Annotated in this window: 18 protein-coding genes; 3 read left to right on the top strand and 15 right to left on the bottom strand. The window is 63.8% G+C overall.

Going from position 1 to position 19,298, the window contains the following annotated elements; translation table 11 throughout:
* Positions 1–198 precede the first annotated feature (198 nt).
* The 15 genes from lnt to JQ611_RS20395 form a co-directional block, all read right to left on the bottom strand.
* On the bottom strand, positions 199–1,809 hold the full coding sequence (lnt, locus tag JQ611_RS20465) for an apolipoprotein N-acyltransferase (protein WP_212466415.1): 1,611 nt from the start codon (positions 1,807–1,809) through the stop codon (positions 199–201).
* Positions 1,806–2,924, bottom strand: a complete 1,119-nt coding sequence (locus JQ611_RS20460; protein WP_249133319.1) for a hemolysin family protein — start codon at positions 2,922–2,924, stop codon at positions 1,806–1,808. Before JQ611_RS20460 ends, lnt begins: the two co-directional genes overlap by 4 nt.
* 1 nt (position 2,925) lies before the next feature.
* The gene (gene ybeY / locus JQ611_RS20455) at positions 2,926–3,450 is read right to left on the bottom strand and encodes an rRNA maturation RNase YbeY (RefSeq protein WP_249133323.1); all 525 of its coding nucleotides are present in this window, start codon (positions 3,448–3,450) and stop codon (positions 2,926–2,928) included.
* 83 nt (positions 3,451–3,533) lie between these two features.
* Entirely contained in the window at positions 3,534–4,589 is a 1,056-nt protein-coding gene (locus tag JQ611_RS20450; RefSeq protein WP_212264026.1) for a PhoH family protein, read from the bottom strand.
* A gap of 4 nt (positions 4,590–4,593) precedes the next feature.
* Positions 4,594–6,012 (bottom strand): tRNA (N6-isopentenyl adenosine(37)-C2)-methylthiotransferase MiaB, encoded by a 1,419-nt coding sequence (gene miaB, locus JQ611_RS20445; RefSeq protein ID WP_212466413.1) that lies wholly within the window; start codon positions 6,010–6,012, stop codon positions 4,594–4,596.
* A 149-nt stretch (positions 6,013–6,161) separates the two neighbouring features.
* Positions 6,162–6,845, bottom strand: a complete 684-nt coding sequence (locus JQ611_RS20440; RefSeq protein WP_312012069.1) for an HAD family hydrolase — start codon at positions 6,843–6,845, stop codon at positions 6,162–6,164.
* Between the two features lie 65 nt (positions 6,846–6,910).
* On the bottom strand, positions 6,911–7,585 hold the full coding sequence (locus JQ611_RS20435; RefSeq protein ID WP_212466412.1) for an HAD family phosphatase: 675 nt from the start codon (positions 7,583–7,585) through the stop codon (positions 6,911–6,913).
* A gap of 4 nt (positions 7,586–7,589) precedes the next feature.
* Complete coding sequence (locus tag JQ611_RS20430; protein WP_212466411.1) at positions 7,590–8,039, bottom strand: Fur family transcriptional regulator; 450 nt, start codon at positions 8,037–8,039, stop codon at positions 7,590–7,592.
* Between the two features lie 49 nt (positions 8,040–8,088).
* Positions 8,089–8,580, bottom strand: a complete 492-nt coding sequence (gene rimI / locus JQ611_RS20425; protein WP_212466410.1) for a ribosomal protein S18-alanine N-acetyltransferase — start codon at positions 8,578–8,580, stop codon at positions 8,089–8,091.
* Positions 8,581–8,591: 11 nt separating this feature from the next.
* Positions 8,592–9,287: a tRNA (adenosine(37)-N6)-threonylcarbamoyltransferase complex dimerization subunit type 1 TsaB gene (gene tsaB, locus JQ611_RS20420; RefSeq protein ID WP_212466409.1), complete on the bottom strand. Its 696-nt coding sequence runs from the start codon at positions 9,285–9,287 to the stop codon at positions 8,592–8,594.
* 274 nt (positions 9,288–9,561) lie between these two features.
* Positions 9,562–10,131, bottom strand: a complete 570-nt coding sequence (locus JQ611_RS20415) for a NifU family protein (protein WP_212264020.1) — start codon at positions 10,129–10,131, stop codon at positions 9,562–9,564.
* Positions 10,132–10,256: 125 nt separating this feature from the next.
* Positions 10,257–10,751, bottom strand: a complete 495-nt coding sequence (locus JQ611_RS20410) for a universal stress protein (RefSeq protein WP_212264019.1) — start codon at positions 10,749–10,751, stop codon at positions 10,257–10,259.
* Positions 10,752–10,844: 93 nt separating this feature from the next.
* The gene (trpS, locus tag JQ611_RS20405) at positions 10,845–11,897 is read right to left on the bottom strand and encodes a tryptophan--tRNA ligase (RefSeq protein ID WP_212264018.1); all 1,053 of its coding nucleotides are present in this window, start codon (positions 11,895–11,897) and stop codon (positions 10,845–10,847) included.
* A 53-nt stretch (positions 11,898–11,950) separates the two neighbouring features.
* A complete protein-coding gene (gene murJ, locus JQ611_RS20400) occupies positions 11,951–13,510 on the bottom strand; it encodes a murein biosynthesis integral membrane protein MurJ (protein WP_212264017.1) in 1,560 nt (519 codons plus the stop codon).
* A gap of 78 nt (positions 13,511–13,588) precedes the next feature.
* Positions 13,589–15,397: a cation:proton antiporter gene (locus tag JQ611_RS20395; RefSeq protein WP_212466408.1), complete on the bottom strand. Its 1,809-nt coding sequence runs from the start codon at positions 15,395–15,397 to the stop codon at positions 13,589–13,591.
* Positions 15,398–15,753: 356 nt separating this feature from the next.
* Here JQ611_RS20395 and JQ611_RS20390 point away from each other — a divergent pair, with 356 nt between their 5' ends.
* The 3 genes from JQ611_RS20390 (at position 15,754) to JQ611_RS20380 (ending at position 18,831) form a co-directional block, all read left to right on the top strand.
* Positions 15,754–16,542, top strand: a complete 789-nt coding sequence (locus JQ611_RS20390; RefSeq protein WP_212264015.1) for an alpha/beta fold hydrolase — start codon at positions 15,754–15,756, stop codon at positions 16,540–16,542.
* A 41-nt stretch (positions 16,543–16,583) separates the two neighbouring features.
* The gene (locus JQ611_RS20385; protein WP_212264214.1) at positions 16,584–17,654 is read left to right on the top strand and encodes a HAMP domain-containing sensor histidine kinase; all 1,071 of its coding nucleotides are present in this window, start codon (positions 16,584–16,586) and stop codon (positions 17,652–17,654) included.
* A 175-nt stretch (positions 17,655–17,829) separates the two neighbouring features.
* Positions 17,830–18,831: an adenosine kinase gene (locus JQ611_RS20380; protein ID WP_212466407.1), complete on the top strand. Its 1,002-nt coding sequence runs from the start codon at positions 17,830–17,832 to the stop codon at positions 18,829–18,831.
* Positions 18,832–19,298: the final 467 nt, after the last annotated feature.

Genomic DNA, 19,298 nt, shown 5'->3' with positions numbered 1-19,298 from the left:
TGCCTCAGGCGCCGGTACCGTCAAATCCTGCTCGGAGGATCGGGTTGAACTGCGGACAATTTGAGCAATGAACTGACTGGTTCTTGTTTTTGGTTGCGGAACCCAGAATGCGAATTGCGCGGTCGGTCTGTCAACTAGTTAGTGGATTCGCGCGGGCCGCTTTTTTCCGCGACAGCAACAACCAGCAACATGCAAGTCTCAGGACTTTCGCCTTGCAAAGCGGCGCCGGATGACCAGCAGCAACGCAACAGCCAGAATCATGCCCGTTGGAATGTCTCTAACACGGGCATAAATCGTCGGCGGCAAAGCCGATGGCAGGTTGGCATCCAGGACGCCTTCAATGCCAAGGCCGAGCCGTGCGACAATACGCCCCGAGGGATCGATCACGGCTGAAATGCCGGTGTTGGCTGCACGAACAACGGGCAAGCCTTCTTCGACGGCGCGCAGGCGCATCTGCTGCAGATGCTGATAGGGGCCGGTCGAAATTCCGAACCAGCCATCATTGGTGACGTTGATGATCCAGCCCGGGCGATCGTCGCGTGTCGTTATATCGCCGGGAAATATCGCCTCGTAGCAGATCAGGGGCAGCGCCCGCGGCGCGTTCGGGATGTCCATGGCGCGGCGGCGGGTGCCCGGAATGAAGCCGCCCTGGACTCTCGTTAGCTGCACGAAGCCGAGTTTTTCCATCCAATCCTGAAACGGCAGATATTCGCCGAAAGGCACCAGATGAAGCTTGTCATAAACCGACAACACGCTGCCGTCGTGGTCGATCGCATATATCGAGTTGTAGGCGCGCGTGATTCGCACGCCGGGCGGGAGGTCGGGCGCGCGCACCGAGCCGGTGATCAGCACGGTACCCCTCGGCAGCAGGTCGGCGATCTGCGCCATCGCATCGGCTTCGCGGGTCAAAAAGAACGGGAACGCCGATTCCGGCCAGATCAAAATCTGTGCATCGCTCACGCCGGTCGATTGCGGCCCCGAAGCCCGATCGGACAGTGTCAGATATTTCTGCATCACCTCCGCCTTGGCGGCGTAATTGAATTTGACGTCCTGCTGCAGATTGGGCTGCATGATGCGCAGCTTGACCTTTGCCAGCACGGTCGGCTGCATCGACAGCCTGACGGCGCCGAACACGGCCATGACCGCGAGCAAGCCGAGCGCCGCCACCGGCGCGAGCCAGGGTTTTCGGCCCCGCGAGGTGCCATCGATCAGGACCGCCGGGCTTGCGAAGATCGCCACCGTGAGGAACGTCATCCCCCACAGCCCGATCAGCGATGCAGTCTGGGCCAGCGCCAGCGGCTCCGACAGCGCGTAGCCGAACGAATTCCAGGGAAATCCCGACAGCAGGTGGCCGCGCAGCCACTCTGTTATCGTCAGGCTGATCGCGAGCGCGAGCAGGCGCGAAGCGTCGCGGGTCCAGAGCAGGCGCGCCAGCGCAAAGCCTGCCGCGGTGAACAGCGCGAGATAGGCCGGCAGGCCCAGCACGGCGAACGGCATCAGCCAGGCGAACGTTGGCGCATCGACCAGGAAGGCATACCCGATCCAGTAAAGTCCAACGACGAAATAGCCGAGCCCGAACCAGAAGCCCGACATCGCCGCCGCCGGCACGCCGCGCCATCGCCCCGCACCGGCGCCGTCGATCAGCCAGACCGCGACCGGAAAGGTCAGGAACAGCAGCGGCCATGCATTGAACGGCGCCATTGCCAGTGCCGACAATGCGCCGGCCACCAGCGCAAGAACGGCGCGCTTCCATCCCCAGGCCAGGATGATCGCAAGACCGGCGGTGCGCAGTTTGCTGGCGGGAATCACTGCGAGCCGGCTCCATCGCTGGACGATGGCGGCGCGTTGTCATTGGCCTGCGGCGCATTGGTGTCGGGCGCAGCTTCACGGCGGCGGCTTTCGCGCTGCGTGCGGGGGGCGGGCCGTTCCTTGCGAACCGCAATGCGCAGCCGCTTGACCCGCCGCGGATCGGCGTCGAGCACTTCGATCTCGTAAGTACCGGGCCCTGAAATGACTTCGCCGCGTACCGGCAGGCGGCCGACTTGCGACACCAGATAGCCGCCAAGGGTTGCGACCTCTTCGCCGGCCTCGCCGGTGATGAAGTCCTCGCCGATCACCGAACGGGCGTCCTCGAGGCTGGCGCGGGCATCGGCGATGAATGAATTATCCGCCTGCCGCACGATCGCCGGCGGCTCGTCGCTGTCATGCTCGTCGTCGATTTCGCCGACGATCTGCTCGACGATGTCCTCGATCGACACCAGCCCGTCGGTGCCGCCATATTCGTCGACCACCAGCGCCAGATGGATGCGCGAGGCCTGCATCTGCGCCAGAAGGTCGATCGCCCGCATCGACGGCGGCACGTAGAGCAGCTTGCGGATGATGTTGGCGTCCGCCAGCGGCTGCGCCAGGTCGACCGCGCGCAGATCGAGGCCCGCGGGGAAAGGTTTCTTGCGCTTCGCCTTGGTGGTGTCGCCGACCCGCGCCTTCGCGGTCATGAACGCCAGGAGGTCGCGGATGTGCACGATGCCCTCGGGGTCGTCGAGGGTCTCGTTGTAAACGACGAGGCGCGAATGCGCCGCGCTCTCGAACAGGCTCATCAATTCGCCGAGCGGGATGTCGCGCTTGACCGCGACGATGTCGGCGCGATGCACCATCACGTCGGCGATGCGCCGTTCGTGCAGCCCGAGGATATTGCGCAACATGGTGCGCTCGATGGCGGAAAAGCCCACCTCGTCCGGCGTCGAGGCATCGAGCACGACCTGCAGATCGGCGCGGACCGATCCCGGCTTCCAGCCGAACAGCGTGCGGATCGCGCGGGTCAGCCAGTTCTCCGCTGTCGGGCGCAGCACCTCGCCTTCCTGCACCACGGCCGGAAGGTTGGACGTGTTGCGCGGATTGTCGTGGGTAGGGTCGGAGTCCGGCATGTCAGTCCATCCGCTCCCGGTCCGCATGGGGATCGCGATCCGCATATGGATCCGGAATGCCGAGCTGCGCGAGGATCTCCTGCTCGAGACCCTCCATGGCTTCGGCGTCGTCGTCTTTTTCGTGATCGTAGCCGATCAGATGCAGGAACCCGTGCACCGCAAGATGGCTAAGATGGTGATCGAACGGTTTTTGTTCGTCGTCGGCCTCTTTGCGCGTCGTCTCATAGGCGATGGCGATATCGCCGAGCATGCGCGGTGCATCGTCGGGCGTTCCCGCACCGGTCGGCTGCAACGCCGGAAACGATAGCACATTGGTCGGCTTGTCGATGCCGCGCCAATTGCTGTTCAGGGTTCGAATCCCGGAATCGTCGGTCAGCATGACTGCCAGTTCCGCTTCGCCGACATCGGCATCGGCGATTTCGGCGGCCGCGTTGATGGCGCGATGGATCACCGCCTCGGCGTCGGGCTCGGTCTGCCAGCAATCGGCGACCACGAGGACTTCGGTTACGGGGTGGACGGAAGACAATTTCGTTCCAGGGTTTTGCAGTCCAGCATTCGGGTTGCGGCCCGGGCCCGCCTGCTGCGCGCCCAAAGCCAAAGGTCTGGCCATCAGGATCTGCCGGTCGCCGGTTTTTGCGGCAAGCCCTCATAGGCGGCGACGATCCGCGCCACCAGTTCATGGCGGATGACGTCCTCGGCGGTGAACTTCACCTGCGCGATCCCCTCGACGCCGTCGAGCAGCTTGACGGCCTCGGCAAGTCCCGAGGTCTGGCCATTCGGCAGGTCGACCTGCGAGGGATCGCCGGTGATGATCATGCGGCTGTTCTCGCCAAGTCGGGTCAAAAACATCTTCATCTGCATCGAGGTGGTGTTCTGCGCCTCGTCCAGGATGATGACGGCGTTGGTCAGCGTGCGGCCGCGCATGAAGGCGAGCGGCGCGATCTCGATTTCGCCGCCCTGCAGCGCGCGTTCCACCACCCGCGCGTCCATCAGGTCGTATAACGCGTCGTAGATCGGCCGCAGATAGGGATCGACTTTTTCGCGGAGGTCGCCGGGCAGGAAGCCGAGCCGTTCGCCGGCTTCGACCGCGGGTCGCGTCAGGATGATGCGATCGACTTCCTTGCGCTCGAACAATTGCGCGGCATGCGCCACCGCAAGCCAGGTCTTGCCGGTGCCGGCCGGGCCGACGCCGAACACCATCTCGCTGCGTTTCAGTGCGCGGATGTAGGAATCCTGCGCGGCGGTGCGCGCCCGCACCGGGCGCTTGCGCAGATTGATGGTCTCGAACGCGGTCTTGGCGGCCTTGGGATCGAATTCGAACAGCGATCCCTGCGCGATCACGGCGCGGATGGCGCCTTCGACGTCGCCCTGTGCCAGATCCTGTCCCTGCACCGCCTGGGCGTAGAGCGTCTCGAGGACGCGCCGCGCCGCGTCGCAGCCGTCGCGCGAGCCGGCGATGGTGATGTGATTGCCGCGTGAATCCACGACGACGCCGAGCCGGCGTTCGATCAGCGCGAGATTCTGCCCGTAAGGGCCGACCAGCGCGGAAGCGGCGCGGTTGTCGTCGAAGTCGATGACGACCTGGGTTTCGGGCGGAATTTGCATGTCGCGATCAAATTTGCGGCTGGGAGCAAGCGAAGGTGAATCCGATGCGCTTTTGGGCAAGGGTTCAGGCTCCCGTTGTTATTCGAGAAGAATCGGTCATGGGTGAAAGCGTCGATAAAGCGGGTCGCGCGGAGGGCGCTGCGAGTTCGCCGAGCAGGCTGTAGCGCTCCAGGCTGTCGATGGAGACCGGCAGCACTTTTCCGATGATATCCGGTGATGCCATTACATGCGCGGGCTGCAGATAGGCGGTGCGGCCGACGATCTGGCCGGGGTTGCGGGCCGCGCGTTCGAACAGCACATCGACAGTCTTGCCAATCATGGCCTTGTTGAAGGCCGATTGCTGGCTGTCGATCAATTCCTGAAGCCGCCCCAATCGCTCGTCCATTTCTGCCGCTGACACCGTCTCCCGCATGTCCGCCGCCGGCGTGCCGGGCCGCGGCGAATATTTGAACGAATAAGCCCCAGCGTATCCGATTTGCGTGACAAGCGCGAGGGTGGCGGCAAATTCTCCCTCGGTTTCGCCGGGGAAGCCGACGATAAAATCCGATGAAAATGCAATATCTTGGCGGCTCTCGCGAAATCGGTCGATGACGCGGCGGTAATCATCCGCGGTATGCTTCCGGTTCATGGCAGCCAGAATGCGGTCGGAGCCGGATTGTACCGGCAGATGCACGAACGGCATCAGTTCGGGCAGGTCGCGATGCGCTTCCAGCAGCGAATCATCGACGTCGCGGGGATGGCTGGTCGAATAGCGCAGGCGCACGATGCCGGGGATTTCGGCGAGGCGAGTGAGCAGCGCGCCAAGCGGCCAGGTCCGTCCGTCCGGACCTTCGCCGTGATAGGCGTTGACGTTCTGCCCGATCAGCGTGATCTCGCGCACGCCATTGTCGGCAAGCCGCATCACGTCGTCGATGATTTTTGCAACTGGCCGGGAGACTTCCGCACCACGCGTGTAAGGCACCACGCAGAAGGTGCAGAACTTATCGCAGCCTTCCTGCACGGTGACGAACGACGAGATGCCCCGCGCGCGGATCGCCGCGGGCTTCGGCGGCGGCAGAAAGCCGAACTTGTCCTCGACCGGGAATTCGGTCTCCAGCGCGCGGCCATGGCTTTTGGCGCGGGCCAGCAGCTGCGGCAGATGATGATAGCTCTGTGGGCCGACCACGACGTCGACGGTCGGCGCGCGGCGGATGATCTCTTCGCCCTCGGCCTGCGCGACGCAGCCGGCGACCGCGATGCGCATCTCGCGTCCCTGGCGCGCGGCTTCATCCTTGGCGACGCGCAAGCGCCCGAGTTCGGAGTAGACCTTTTCGGAAGCCTTCTCGCGGATATGGCAGGTGTTGAGGATGACGAGATCCGCATCCTCGGCGCTGTCGGTCTCGACAAAGCCTTCGCCCGCCAGCGTGTCCACCATGCGCTGCGCATCGTAGACGTTCATCTGGCAGCCATATGACTTGATATGCAGCTTGCGCGGCGGCTTCATGGAACCTGAATGCGGAGTTGGCGCGGGTGCCCATGCGGCGCCCGTCTACCGGGTCAATTATAGCCTAAGTGGCCGAAAATCCAGCTTATTAGCCCCGTCATTCCGGGTGTGGTGCTAGCGCACCATCCCGGAATGGCGGTGTTAAACGCCTAATCGGCCCCAATCCGCGCAATTAGATCGGGCAATTGCCGCATATCGTCGAAAGTGACCGCGGCGCCCGCCGCGCGCAGGGTATCCGCGGTGTCCGGACGGCAATGGCTGCCGCCGTGAAAGCCGAGCACGGTCATCCCGGCGGCCCGGCCCCCGGTGACGCCGGCCACGCTGTCCTCGATCACGAGGCATCGCGCCGGCGGGACATTCATCTGCCCCGCCGCGAGCAGAAACAGATCCGGTGCCGGCTTGCCGTTGCGCACCTGCGATCCCGAAAAAATATGAGGGGCAAAGCGCTCGTACAGTTTCACCCGTGACAGGCTCGTGAAAATCTTTTCGTGCACGGCACTGGAGGCGACGCATTTGCGCAGGTCGATGGCGTCGAGCGTCTCGTGAAGATGCGGAATTGGTTCAACAGCCTCCGCGAGCGCTGCAAACAAGGTCGTTTTCCGTTCATGCTCGTACGTTTCGGCCAACGGCCGCCCGAGTTCCCGCTCGACTTCGGTGGTTGCATCGAGCGATGTGCGCCCGAGAAATCGCTGACGCACCTGCTCGGCGGTGATCGGATAGCCGTGACGCGTCAGCACCTCGGCATGAACGCGGCACGAGATCACCTCGCTGTCGACCAGCACGCCGTCGCAATCGAAAATGATGAGATCGAGATTGGCGTTCAAGGTTTGCACGCGGCTTCATCCTTGGCGATTGATGGAACGTGAATGCGGTTCGTGCTTCGCACGTCCCGGAATGACTATGCCTGATCGGGACCAATCCGCCCGATTAGATCGGGCAATTGCCGCATATCGTCGAATGTCACGGCCGCGCCCGCGGTGCGCAGCAATTCAGCGTGACCTGCGCCGCAATGGCTGCCGCCGTGAAAGCCAAGCACGGTCATCCCGGCGGCAAGCGCGCCAGTGACGCCGGCAACGCTGTCCTCGATGACAAGGCATTGCGCCGGCCGGATATGCATCTGTTCGGCAGCATACAGAAACAGATCCGGGGCAGGCTTGCCGCGCGTGACCTGCGTGGCGGAAAAGATGTTGGCCGCAAGGACATCGTAGAGCCCGGCGCAGGTGAGGCCATGGCGAATCTTCTCCGGCGTACCGCTCGATGCCACGCATTTCGGAAGATCGATTGCGGCAATCGCTTCGCCGATATGGGGGATTGCTCCCAGCTCGTCAGCATATCGTTGCAGCGCGGCCTGTTTCATCTGCGCTTCGAAATCGTCCGGGAGACTGCAACCCAGTTCGGCCTCGACGGTCAGGCGGGCCTCACGATCGGAGACGCCGAGGAACCGCTGCAGCACCTGGTCCGCCGTGATCGGATAGCCGTGGCGCGTCAGCGTCTCCGCATGCGCGCGGCATGAAATGACCTCGCTGTCGACCAGCACGCCGTCGCAATCGAAAATGATGAGTTGTGGGCTCAAATGACTACGACTTATCTTCGTCCAGCGGCACGCAATACAGTTCGAGCCGGTGATCGACCAGTTTGTAGCCGAGCTTGCGGGCGATTTCGGCCTGCAGCTTCTCGATCTCTTCGGAGGTGAATTCGATCACCTTGCCGTCGCGCAGGTTGATCAGGTGATCGTGGTGGCTGTCGGGCATCTGCTCGTAGCGCGCCCGGCCCTCGCGGAAATCATGCCGTTCGATGATGCCGGCGTCCTCGAACAGCTTTACGGTGCGGTACACGGTCGAGATCGAGATCTTGTCGTCGACCTCGACGCAGCGCCGGTAAAGTTCCTCGACGTCGGGATGGTCCACCGAATCCGCCAGCACCCGCGCGATGACGCGGCGCTGCTCGGTCATGCGCATGCCGGTGGCGGCGCAGCGTGCCTCGATACCGGTATTCTTGTGCGCGGGCGGGGATTTCAGAATAGACATGATCTCGGGCCTTGGAGACAGGGCAGGGTGTTTTGCCACCCCGCGCAGTTTACGACAAGTCGCGCCGCATCAGAAGTGCGTTCAATTGCTCCCCGCCGGGCTGCTGATAATAGCGCTCGCGGCGCCCAATGACGCCGAATCCGGCCCATTCATACAGCCGCCGCGCCGGCTGATTGTTTTCTTCCACTTCCAGGAAGATGGAACGCACGCCGCGGCCGGCGAGATGGCCAAGATGGGTCAGCAGCAAATTGCGCGACAGGCCGCGGCCGCGCTCGCCGGCATCGATCGCGATCGACAATATTTCGGCTTCGTCGGCGGCCATGCGCGAGACGGCAAAGCCGATCACCTTGCGCCCTTGCCGGAGGCGATGCACCAGCGTGTTGCGTTCGGACAGCATCGCCTCGAACTCGCCTTCACCCCAGCCGCGGTGAAACGAGGCGCCATGCAGCTGCGCCAGCCGCGCCGCGTCGCGCTGGCTGGCCGGCTCAATCACCGGCGTGCCGCCGCGCCACCATTCGGAAATCAGGGATCCCAAAGCCATTTTCACGGCCATTATGATGTTGGCTGTGAGGCTTGCGGCAGCGGGTCCTTTGGCGGCTTGGCATCGGGCGCGCGCAGATAATACGGACTGGCCGGCGACATCTCCGGGCTGACGGCGGCGCCCAGCCACGCTACCCAGGTGATGTCGGGCGCCGGCTGTGCGTCGACCCGGAACGGCGGCGGCGCATTGGCCGGCCAGCGATCGGCGAGGATTTTGGCGGCGTTGCCGACCAGGTGCGGCGCGCCGAAGCGGGAGGCGTCGAGTGCTTCCGATATCGGCGCCACTTTCGGCTTGACCAGCGAGCCACCGTCGCCGCTGACAACCTGGAAATACACATGATCGTGGCGCGCATCGATCGCGGAAATGATCGGATGCTCGCTGTTCTCGCCGACGAAAGGCGCCGCGTAGGCGGTCAGCGTCGTCAATCCCACCACCGGCTTGCCGGCCGCCAGCGCAATGCCGCGGGCGGCCGAGAGGCCGACACGCAATCCGGTAAAGCTGCCGGGCCCCTTGGTCACGGCGACACGGTCGAGCGACGTGAACGCGATGCCGGATGCTTTCATCACCCGCGCGATCAGCGGCATCAGGGCTTCGGCGTGGCCGCGCTTCATCGGCTGCGATTCCTGCGCGATGATCTTCGTCGTGTCGGTATCGAGCACGGCCGCAGCGCAGGCATCAAGCGCGGTATCGATGGCTAGGATTAACATGGACGATTGGTAACATTTTTCACGATGAAAGGCGCGGTGTTCTTGCTGTCATGGCCGGGCATAGCCGTCCAGAAGGACGGCGTCGCTTCCACTCGCCATAGCCGTCCGGAAGGACGGCGTCGCTTCCGCTCGCCATAGCCGTCCGGAAGGACGGCGTCGCTTCCGCTCGCCTATGTCCCGGCCATCCACGGCTTTGTCGCAGCTCATAAAATGTGAATGCCCGGGAGGGCCCGGGCATCACGTAGAGACAAATCGCGTATTTTCGACGCCCGGCTTACATCGGCCGGACTTCGACCACGTCCGGCACGAAGTGCTTGAGCAGGTTCTGAATGCCGTGCTGCAGGGTTGCCGTCGAGGACGGGCAGCCGGCGCAGGAGCCCTTCATGTTGAGATAGACGACGCCGTCCTTGAAGCCGCGGAAGGTGATGTCGCCGCCGTCATTGGCGACCGCGGGGCGCACCCGCGTCTCGATCAAATCCTTGATGGTCGCCACCGTGTCGGCGTCGGCCTCGTTGAAGAACTCGTCTTCCTCGTCGAGCGCCTCGTCATTGCCGGCCGTGCCGTCGGCCAGCAGCGGCGCGCCGGACATATAATGTTCCATGATGGCGCCGAGGATTGCCGGCTTGAGATGCTGCCAGTCGCTGTCGTCCTTGGTCACGGTGACGAAATCGGCACCGTAAAACACGCTTTTCACGCCCTGCACGTCGAACAGCCGTTCGGCCAGCGGCGAGCGGGAGGCGGCTTCGCGGTTGGAGAATTCCATCGTGCCGGTGTCGAGCACGGTACGGCCCGGAATGAATTTCAGGGTGGCGGGGTTAGGGGTCGCTTCGGTCTGGATAAACATCTGATTTCTCCGGCGTCGCCGGTTCAAGGCCGGCGCGTGGGTTTCCCTTTAGCAGATGGCGACGGCCAACGCACGATCAAGGGGCGCAGGGCAGCCCTTCCAAGCCCCTATTCCCTTAATTCCGCTCAGGAAAGTGCGTCGATTTCGGCGTCCTTGAGGTCGCCGGAAACGATGGTGACCGGGATCGGGAACGAGCCGGCGGCCTGTGCGATCAGGGCGATCAGCGGGCCGGGGCCTTCGGCGCCCGGATTGGCCGCCAGCACCAGCATCGAGATATCGACGTCCTTGTCGATCACGTCGAGGATCTGTTCGGTCGGATTGCCCTCGCGAATCACCCGTTCCGGCGTGATCGCGGCAATGCCGTTGGCGCGGCCGGAGGCGCGGTCGAGCGCCTCATTGGCAGCGTCCTCGGCTTCGGCGCGCATGATGTCGGCGACCCCCAGCCATTGCTGGTTCTGGTCCTCGATTTCGATGATGCGCAGCATCACCACGCCGCCGCCGACCCGGATCGCCCAGCGGCTGGCATAGTAAACCGCGCGGTCCCACTCCGCGGTGTCGTCAACGATGACAAGACATTTTGGCTTGTGACCCGTCTCGTAGCTTCGTCGCTGGGTGGTCATGCATGTCCCGGTGCTGCGCCAAACCGACGCATGCTGCCACGGCGCAGCCGTGTCAGACAAGCGCCGTCGCAAATCCTGTGATCACGCCGGATACTACCGCTTGCGGATGAAGCCGACGATGTCCTTGGCGGCCTTCATGGTTTCGGCGGCGATCGCCTCGGCGCGCTCGGCGCCGTCGATCAGGATCGAATCGACGTGGCCGGGGTCGGCGACCAGCCGTTTCATTTCCGAGGCGATCGGCGCGAGTTTGGTGACGCAAAGTTCCACCAGCGCGTTTTTGAAGTTGGAGAACTGTCCGCCGCCGAACTCGGCCAGCACCTCGGCTTTGCTGCGGCCCGACAGCCCCGCATAGATGCCGACGAGATTGTCGGCCTCCGGGCGGCCTTCCAGCCCCTTTTCTTCCGACGGCAACGGTTCCGGATCGGTCTTGGCCTTGCGGATCTTCGCCGCGATGGTCTCGGCATCGTCGGTGAGGTTGATCCGCGAATTGTCAGACGAATCCGACTTCGACATTTTCTTGGTGCCGTCGCGCAGGCTCATCACCCGCGTCGCGGGCCCGGTGATCACGGGCTCCGGCAGCGGAAAGAACAATCCGTCGTTGAAGCCATGGCCGCGGATCGAGTCGCCGAAGTCGTTGTTGAACTTCTGCGCGATGTCGCGGGAGAGTTCGAGATGCTGCTTCTGGTCCTCGCCGACAGGCACGTGGGTGGCGCGATACACCAGAATGTCGGCGGCCATCAGCACCGGATAATCGTACAGCCCGACCGAGGCCGCCTCGCGATCCTTGCCGGCCTTGTCCTTGAACTGCGTCATGCGGTTGAGCCAGCCCATCCGCGCCACGCAATTGAAGATCCAGGCGAGCTCGGCATGACCGGTGACCTGGCTCTGGTTGAATACGATATGCTTTTTCGGATCGATGCCGCTGGCGATAAAGGCCGCGGTCACCTCGCGGGTGCAGCGCGTCAGTTCGGCCGGACCGCCCCAGACGTCGACCCCTTGCGTGATCGCGTGCATGTCGACGACGCAATAGATGCAGTTGTGCGTTTCCTGCAGCTTCACGAAGTTGACGAACGCGCCGAGGTAATTGCCGAGATGCAGATTGCCCGTCGGCTGGACGCCTGAAAAAACCCGTTCAACCATGGCCATGGTAATGCTTCCTGCGAATTGTCGGTTTGGCGCGCTCGTTTGCCACGCAAGCCTTAGTCGCGCAAGTCGCGGGGCTGGTTCTGCCGGATCGCCTTAACCGCTTGGCGCCAGTCCGTGATGCCGAAAAGCCGCAGAAACAGGCCGTAAATCGCAATACCCGCGATAATCAGGAGGAGCAGGATGATCGCCTGCACCAGGCCGTGGGCATCAGGCGCGAGGGCCGGCGTGAACCGCGTCGCCAGCCACAAGGCCGCGCCCATCGCCAGTGCAGCCGCGAGAATGCCGGGCAGCCGCCGCCGTGCGGCGGCGTCGATCGAAAATCCGAACGTTCCGCCGCCCCTTACGATCAAGCTGAAGGCCGTGCTCCAGGCCCCGATCGCGAGACTGGCGGCGATGCCGCCGGCGCCGAACCAACGGCCGAGCAGGACGGAAAGGACGATGGCAAGGACGACGCCCCAAAGCGTCGCGAGTAGCGGCGTCAGCGTGTCCTCGCGCGCAAAGAACGCCGGCGACAGCGCTTTCACCAGCACATTGGCGGGCAGCCCCAGCGCCAGCCACATCAGCGCACGAGATGTCGCGGTGGTGTCTACTGCGGTGAAGGCGCCGTGTTCGAACAGCATGCGCACGACAGGCTCGCTCAGCACGATCAGCCCCAGCATCGCCGGCAGGGCCAGCCCGACCGCGAGTTCGAGGCCGCGCGATTCCGCATGCGCGACCGCGGCCGGATCGCCGCCGCGCAACGCGCGCGTCATTTCCGGAATCAGGACCGTGCCCATGGCGACGCCGACAATGCCGAGCGGCAGCTCGACCAGGCGGTTGGCGAAATAGAGCCACGACACCGCCGAGGGCGACGACGATGCGACGATCGCACCCGCGACCATCAATAATTGCGGCGTGCTGCTCGCGATCATGCCGGGGATAGCCTTGCCGAGAAAGTCGCGGATTTCCGCATCGAACGAGACCCGAAGCGGCGTTGCGATGTTGCCGCCACGCCGCAGCACCAGAACGGAAAGCTGCAGCAGGCCGGCGACGCCGACGGTGGCGGCGAGGATCTGTGCGGCGAGCACCGCACCCGGCCGCGATGCCAGCAGCACGGCCATGACCGCGATCAACGCGATATTGAACAGCAGCGGCGAGAACGCGGTAAGTGCAAAGCGGCCTTGCGCGTTCAATAGCGCCATCATCACGGTCACCGGCCCGGCAAAGGCGAGGTACGGCAGCATCAGGCGGGCATTGTCGACGGCGAGCTGCAGCGTCTGATGGCCTGAAAACCCCGGCGCCAGCGCCATGATCACCAGCGGCATCAGCAATCCGAGCAGCAGCGTGGCGACGAACAAGGCGGCCGTGACGGTGCCGAGCACGCGGCCCGCATATGCGGCCGCCGCCACAGCACCGCCGGTCTCGCGCACGCGCAGCCATGCCGGCACCAGCGCCGCGTTCAGCCCGCCTTCGGAAAGCAGGCGCCTGATCACGTTGACCAGTTGAAAGGCCGCCAGGAACGCATCCGCGACAGCGCCGGCGCCGAGCAGCGCGGCGACCAGTGAATCGCGCACGAATCCGAGCAGGCGCGAGGCCAGCGTTCCCGTCGATACCGTGAGAAAGGAGCGGATCATGACTGCTCTATAGCAGCGGTTTGCGGTGCTGGCGCTAGCCCCGGCGAACGAAACAAAGCGGACCTGGCGATGCTGTCGCTAAAGTCCTGCCCTGGGCGATCGAAAGCTTTTCGGGCGGATCGCACGCGTGGTTTCGGCGGGGCTCTTTGCAGCCGCCTGCTGCAGCTCGCGTCGAAATTCATCGCGCTTCTCGTGAATGGAGGCAATCACCGGTCCGATCGCCTGCTCCAGTCCGATCAGCGCCGCCTCCGACAGTTGCAGGCTGGCTTCGATGGTCTCGGGCACGGCGTCGGTCACGCCGATCTCGTAAAGGTGGCGTGCATGGTCGGCATCGCGGGCGCGCGAGACGATAACGATATCCGCTCTCAGCGCGCGTACCTGCCGGACGATTTCGTCGATCGCAGCCTTGGCGGCTACCGTTACGATGACCGCCTTTGCGTCCATCACGCCGCAGCTCTTCAGAAATTCCGGGTCTGTCGCGTCACCGTAATAGACCTCGCGCCCGCTCCTGCGGTGGCCCGGGACTGCGTCGGCGTCGTTGTCGACGGCGAGGTAGGTACAGTTGTGCCGGCCCAGCAGAGAGCAGACGACTTCGCCAACCCGGCCGTGCCCGATCACGATGGCATGTCCGGCGCCTCCACTCGGCGCAATGCCCAGTTCCGGATCGAGCGCCTTGAGCTCGCGAAACTTCGGCGCCAGCCGCCGTGCGACCAGGGCCAGCACCGGAATCAGCGCCATCGTGATCGATGTCACCGCCAGGGTGAAGCTCGACACATTGGCGCTGATCAGGCCGAGCGAGGTGGCAAGGCCGATGCCGACGAAGGCGAACTCGCCGCCGGGGCCCAGCAGCAGACCGGTTTCGATCGCCGCATGCCAAGGCAGTCGAAAGGTCCGGGCGAGGCCGGCGAGCAGGATGGCTTTGATGCCGATCAGGCCGATGACGGAGGCAACGAGCCAGAATGGTTCGCGTGCGATTTCGCGCACATCGATATTCATGCCGACGGTAAAGAAAAAGAAGCCAAGCAGCAGTCCCTTGAAAGGGCCGATGGTTGTTTCGATGGCCTTGCGGAATTCCGTCTCGGCGAGCAGCAACCCCGCGATAAAGGCGCCCAGCGCCATGGAAAGGCCGGCCACGGCGGCGGCGACACCGGTCCCGATAATGACGAACAGGGTGGCCGCGACAAACAATTCACTGGCGCCGGTGGCGGCGACCAGCCGGAACAGCGGCCGCAGCAACAGACGTCCGAGGATGACCATCGCGACAACGGCGACGGTGGCATTGACCAGCGCGAGGGCGAGGCTGGCCATGACCGAACTGCTCGAGCCTTTGCCCAGGATGGAGATGAAGACCAGGACCGGAATCACCGCGAGGTCCTGCGCCAGCAGAATGGCGAAGCTGGTTCGGCCTGCCGTGGTGCCAAGCCGGCCTTGGTTGGAAAGGACCTCGATGACGATCGCGGTCGAGGATAACGCAAGGCAGGCGCCGAGGATGATCGATACGGCGGATGGGTTGCCGAAAAGGGCCGCGATGCCGGCGATTACGGCCGTCGTCAGGATGAACTGCAGGCTTCCGAGGCCGAACACCAGCCGGCGCATCGCCTTCAAACGTTCGTAGGTCAGCTCCAGGCCAATCAGAAAGAACAGGAAGACAACGCCGAGTTCGGCGATGCCGGCCACGTTCTTGGCATCGACGACGGTAAGCCAGTACAATAACGGGAGCGCGTGGATCAGCGAGCCCAGTCCGAGCGGGCCGAGCAGCGCGCCTGCGGCCAGAAAGCCGAGCACGGGGCTAAGCCCAAAGCGGCGCACCATGGGAACGACAATGCCGGCCGTCCCCAGCAGGACGAGCGCGTCGCTATAGGCATCGATGTTGAACTGCGCCGCCACTCATTGCTCCCTGCGCTGGTCCGATGCGCTCGCCGTACTGGATCAAATGGGGTGTGCATGTGCAAGCACCGGCGGGCGTGAAAGCCGGCGGCGATGGCGCTGGGGTCCGGCTTTGAGTCCGTTCGGTGCTTCCAAGCGGACGTCGGCCGGCCCATCTGAAGTTGTATCGTTCGCGACCGGGTGGCTGACCTGATGACGATCCGGACACCGGTGTCCAACAGCATCGATCGTCTTGGGTCTGCCGGTTCCATGCAATCCAGCGCTAACTCATTCGATGGCTGTTCGCCGGAGTGAGTGGTGCGCGCGGAAGCAATGGTGTTAGCCTCGCGGCTAAATGGCTCAGACCGGTGCAGGATATGAGCGTCGTTGCGCGAAATAACGTCCGCGTCCGCGGGACGGGTGAGAAGGCGATGGTGTTCGCCCACGGTTTTGGCTGCGACCAGAACATGTGGCGGTTCGTGGAGCCGACGTTCGCCGGGGACTTCAAGACCGTGCTGTTCGATCACGTCGGCGCGGGCGGCTCAGACCTCAAGGCTTACGACAGATCGAAATATGCCACGCTTGCCGGTTATGCCGACGACGTCGTCGAGATCGGTCGCGAACTCGGCCTGAAGGATGCCGTCTTTGTCGGGCATTCCGTGAGCAGCATGATCGGCGCGCTGGCGGTGCAGAAGGCGCCCGGCATGTTTGGCAAGCTTGTCATGGTCGGGCCTTCCGCCCGGTACATCGACGATGACCATTACGTCGGCGGATTCAGCGAACAGCAGATCGAGGAACTTCTGCAGTTTCTTGATTCCAACCACATGGGATGGTCGGCCCAGATGGCGCCGGCGATCATGGGCAATCCCGATCGCCCTGAACTTGGCGAAGAGCTGACCAACAGCTTTTGCCGAACCGATCCCGAAATCGCCAAGGCGTTCGCCCGCGTCACGTTCAAATCGGACAATCGCGCCGATCTGGCCAAAGTCGATATTCCAACGCTGGTCTTACAATGCAGCGAGGACGTCATCGCCTCAAAGGAGGTTGGAGAGTTTGTTCACCGCGGAATTCCGGGCAGCGAACTCATCATATTGGAGGCGACCGGGCATTGTCCCAATTTGAGCGCTCCTGATGAAGTGATCGCCGCCATGAAGACGTTCGTCTGAGCGGCGCGGTGGACAGTCCCCGCATCGATGATTTCCAGGACATGTTCGACAACGCCCCTTGCGGCTATGTCACGCTGCTGACCAACGGCCGTATCGCGCGGGTGAACCGGACGCTTCTTGGCTGGACCGGCCACACCTCAGATCAAATGATCGGCAAGCCGTTCTCTGGCTTCCTCAACATGGCGGGCCGCATCTACTACGAAACCCACATCGCGCCGCTGTTGCGGATGCAGGGTTTCTTCGACGGGTTCGCCATCGACATGGTGACCGCGGCCGGCGAGCATCTGCAGATGATTGCGAGCGCCACCGATGGCCGGGACGCCGGCGGAAAAACTCTGTTCACGCGGATTGCCCTGATCAAGGCCGTCGATCGAAGGCTATATGAGCGGGGACTTCTGGAAGCGCGCGACACGGCCGCTATGGGCCTTGCGCGCGAGCGCGAGAATTCGGAGTTGCGCGAGCAGTTCATCGCGGTGCTGGGGCATGACCTGCGCAACCCGCTGGCGTCGATCAGCGCCGGCGCGCGCATTCTGGGACGGGATGCAACAACGGAGAAACAGCACCAGATCCTGGCGATGCTGGAGACCACCGTGATGCGGATGGCCGGGCTGATCGACAACGTGCTGGATTTTGCGCGAGGCCGGCTCGGTGGGGGCATTATTCTGGACCGCAATGCCAACGCGCCCGTGGAACAGATGCTGCATCAGGTGATCGATGAACTGCGGCTGTCGTCGCCGGGACGCCAGATCGAAGCCAAGTATGCCATCGACGTTCCCGTGAATTGCGATCGAATCCGGATTGGACAGCTGGTTTCCAATCTGGTCGGAAACGCGCTCAGCCACGGCGCGACCAATGAACCGGTGCGCGTCCGCGCGGTGACGGAGGATGGGCTGTTCAAATTGTCGGTCGCCAATGGCGGGGAGCCAATACCCGAGGCCGCGATGGAGAAGCTGTTTGAGCCATTCTTTCGCGGCGAGGTTCGTGCCAGCCGGCAGGGGCTTGGCCTTGGGCTCCACATCGCGTCGCAGATCGCAAAGGCCCACGAGGGTTCGCTTAACGTGACGTCGACGGCTGAGGAAACCCGCTTCACCTTTGTCATGCCGCTGCGATAGCGCCCTTATGGTGGCAAAGCGGACCTGGCGTGGTGTCCGGCTTGTGTCGGTCCTGCGCGCGAGGCGGACGTCGGCCGGCAATCTGAATCTATCGATTCACGCCATTTATGGGTTCACGCCCTGCGCCGGCCGTGATAGCCCCAGCCCTTCATGATGGCTGCAACAGGACGGTGAGATGGCCGACGCAAAATATGACGTTCTCGGGATCGGCAATGCGATTTTCGACGTGCTGGTGCAGACCGACGATGCCTTTCTCGGCCGCCATGGCATGACCAAGGGCGGCATGGCGCTGATCGACGAGGCGCGCGCCACGGCGATCTACGCCGATATGGGCCCGGCCACCGAAATGTCCGGGGGCTCCGCTGCCAACACCATCGTCGGCATCGCCAATCTCGGCGCGCGTGCGGCCTATGTCGGCAAGGTTCGCGACGACCGGATCGGTGGCCTCTATACCCATGACATCCGCGCCGCCGGTGTCGCGTTCGAAACCAAAGCCGCAAGCGGCGGCCCCGCCACCGGCTGCTCCTACATCCTGGTGACGCCGGACGGCGAGCGCACCATGAACACCTATCTCGGCGCGGCGCAGGAACTCATGCCTGACGATATCGACGCGGCGCAGATCGAAGCGTCCGGCATCATCTATCTCGAAGGCTATCTCTGGGATCCGAAAAACGCCAAGGAAGCCTTCGTCAAGGCCGCGACCATCGCGCATGGCGCCGGCCGTCAGGTCGCACTGACTTTGTCGGATTCGTTCTGCGTCGGCCGCTACCGCGACGAGTTTCTCGACCTGATGCGCAAGGGCACGGTCGACCTCGTGTTCGCCAACGAGGCCGAACTGCAATCCCTGTACGAGACGGCGGATTTCGACGCCGCACTGAAGCAGCTGCGCGCCGACACCAAACTTGGCATCGTCACCCGCAGCGAGAAGGGCTGCGTCGTGGCGTCGAAAGACGGCGTCGTCGCGGTGCCGGCCTTCCCGATTCAAAAACTCGTCGACACCACAGGCGCCGGCGATCTGTTCGCCGCCGGTTTCCTGTTCGGCCTCGTCCGCAACGCCGGTCATGAAAATTCCGGCCGCCTCGGCGCGCTCGCGGCGGCCGAAGTGATCCAGCACATCGGTGCCCGGCCGCAGGTATCGCTGAAGGAACTGGCGAAGAAGAACGGGTTGCCGGTTTAGACTTTCTAGGAGGCCGTGATCTCTCAGCCCGTCATGCCCGGGCTAAAGCGCGAAGCGCGTCTTCGCGCTAGATGACCCGGGCATCCACGTCTTTACTTGCGGCAATGAAGCAACTCGTGGATGGCCGGGACAAGCCCGGCCATGACGAATGGTGAGAGATGCGCTGCCGCCGACATCGTGTTCCGATTTTCAGAATTTTATCTTGACGCCACCCCCGACTCACCGGTTACATCCTCCGCATCCCGTCCCACTCAGAGGGGCGTTGGCCATCGTCACAACGAGGGGCGGGTTGCGGTGGACGCTGATGTTGCGATTGACGGTCGCGGCAAAGGCGTACGGCGAAAGCGTGTGGTCCTGGCGCCCGTAACGGCGTCAAGTCTTTCGGGAGCCAACGCTTCCGAGGGGCGACGGTGGCAATAGAGGCCGTCTCACCGGGGAGAGCGCGTCATAAGTCGTAAAGCCACTGC

It is taken from the genome of Bradyrhizobium sp. AUGA SZCCT0182 (assembly GCF_018130185.1).
Classification (GTDB): domain Bacteria; phylum Pseudomonadota; class Alphaproteobacteria; order Rhizobiales; family Xanthobacteraceae; genus Bradyrhizobium.
The sequence above is the reverse complement of the archived record's forward strand: the minus strand, read 5'-3'. Positions and strand labels throughout refer to the sequence as shown.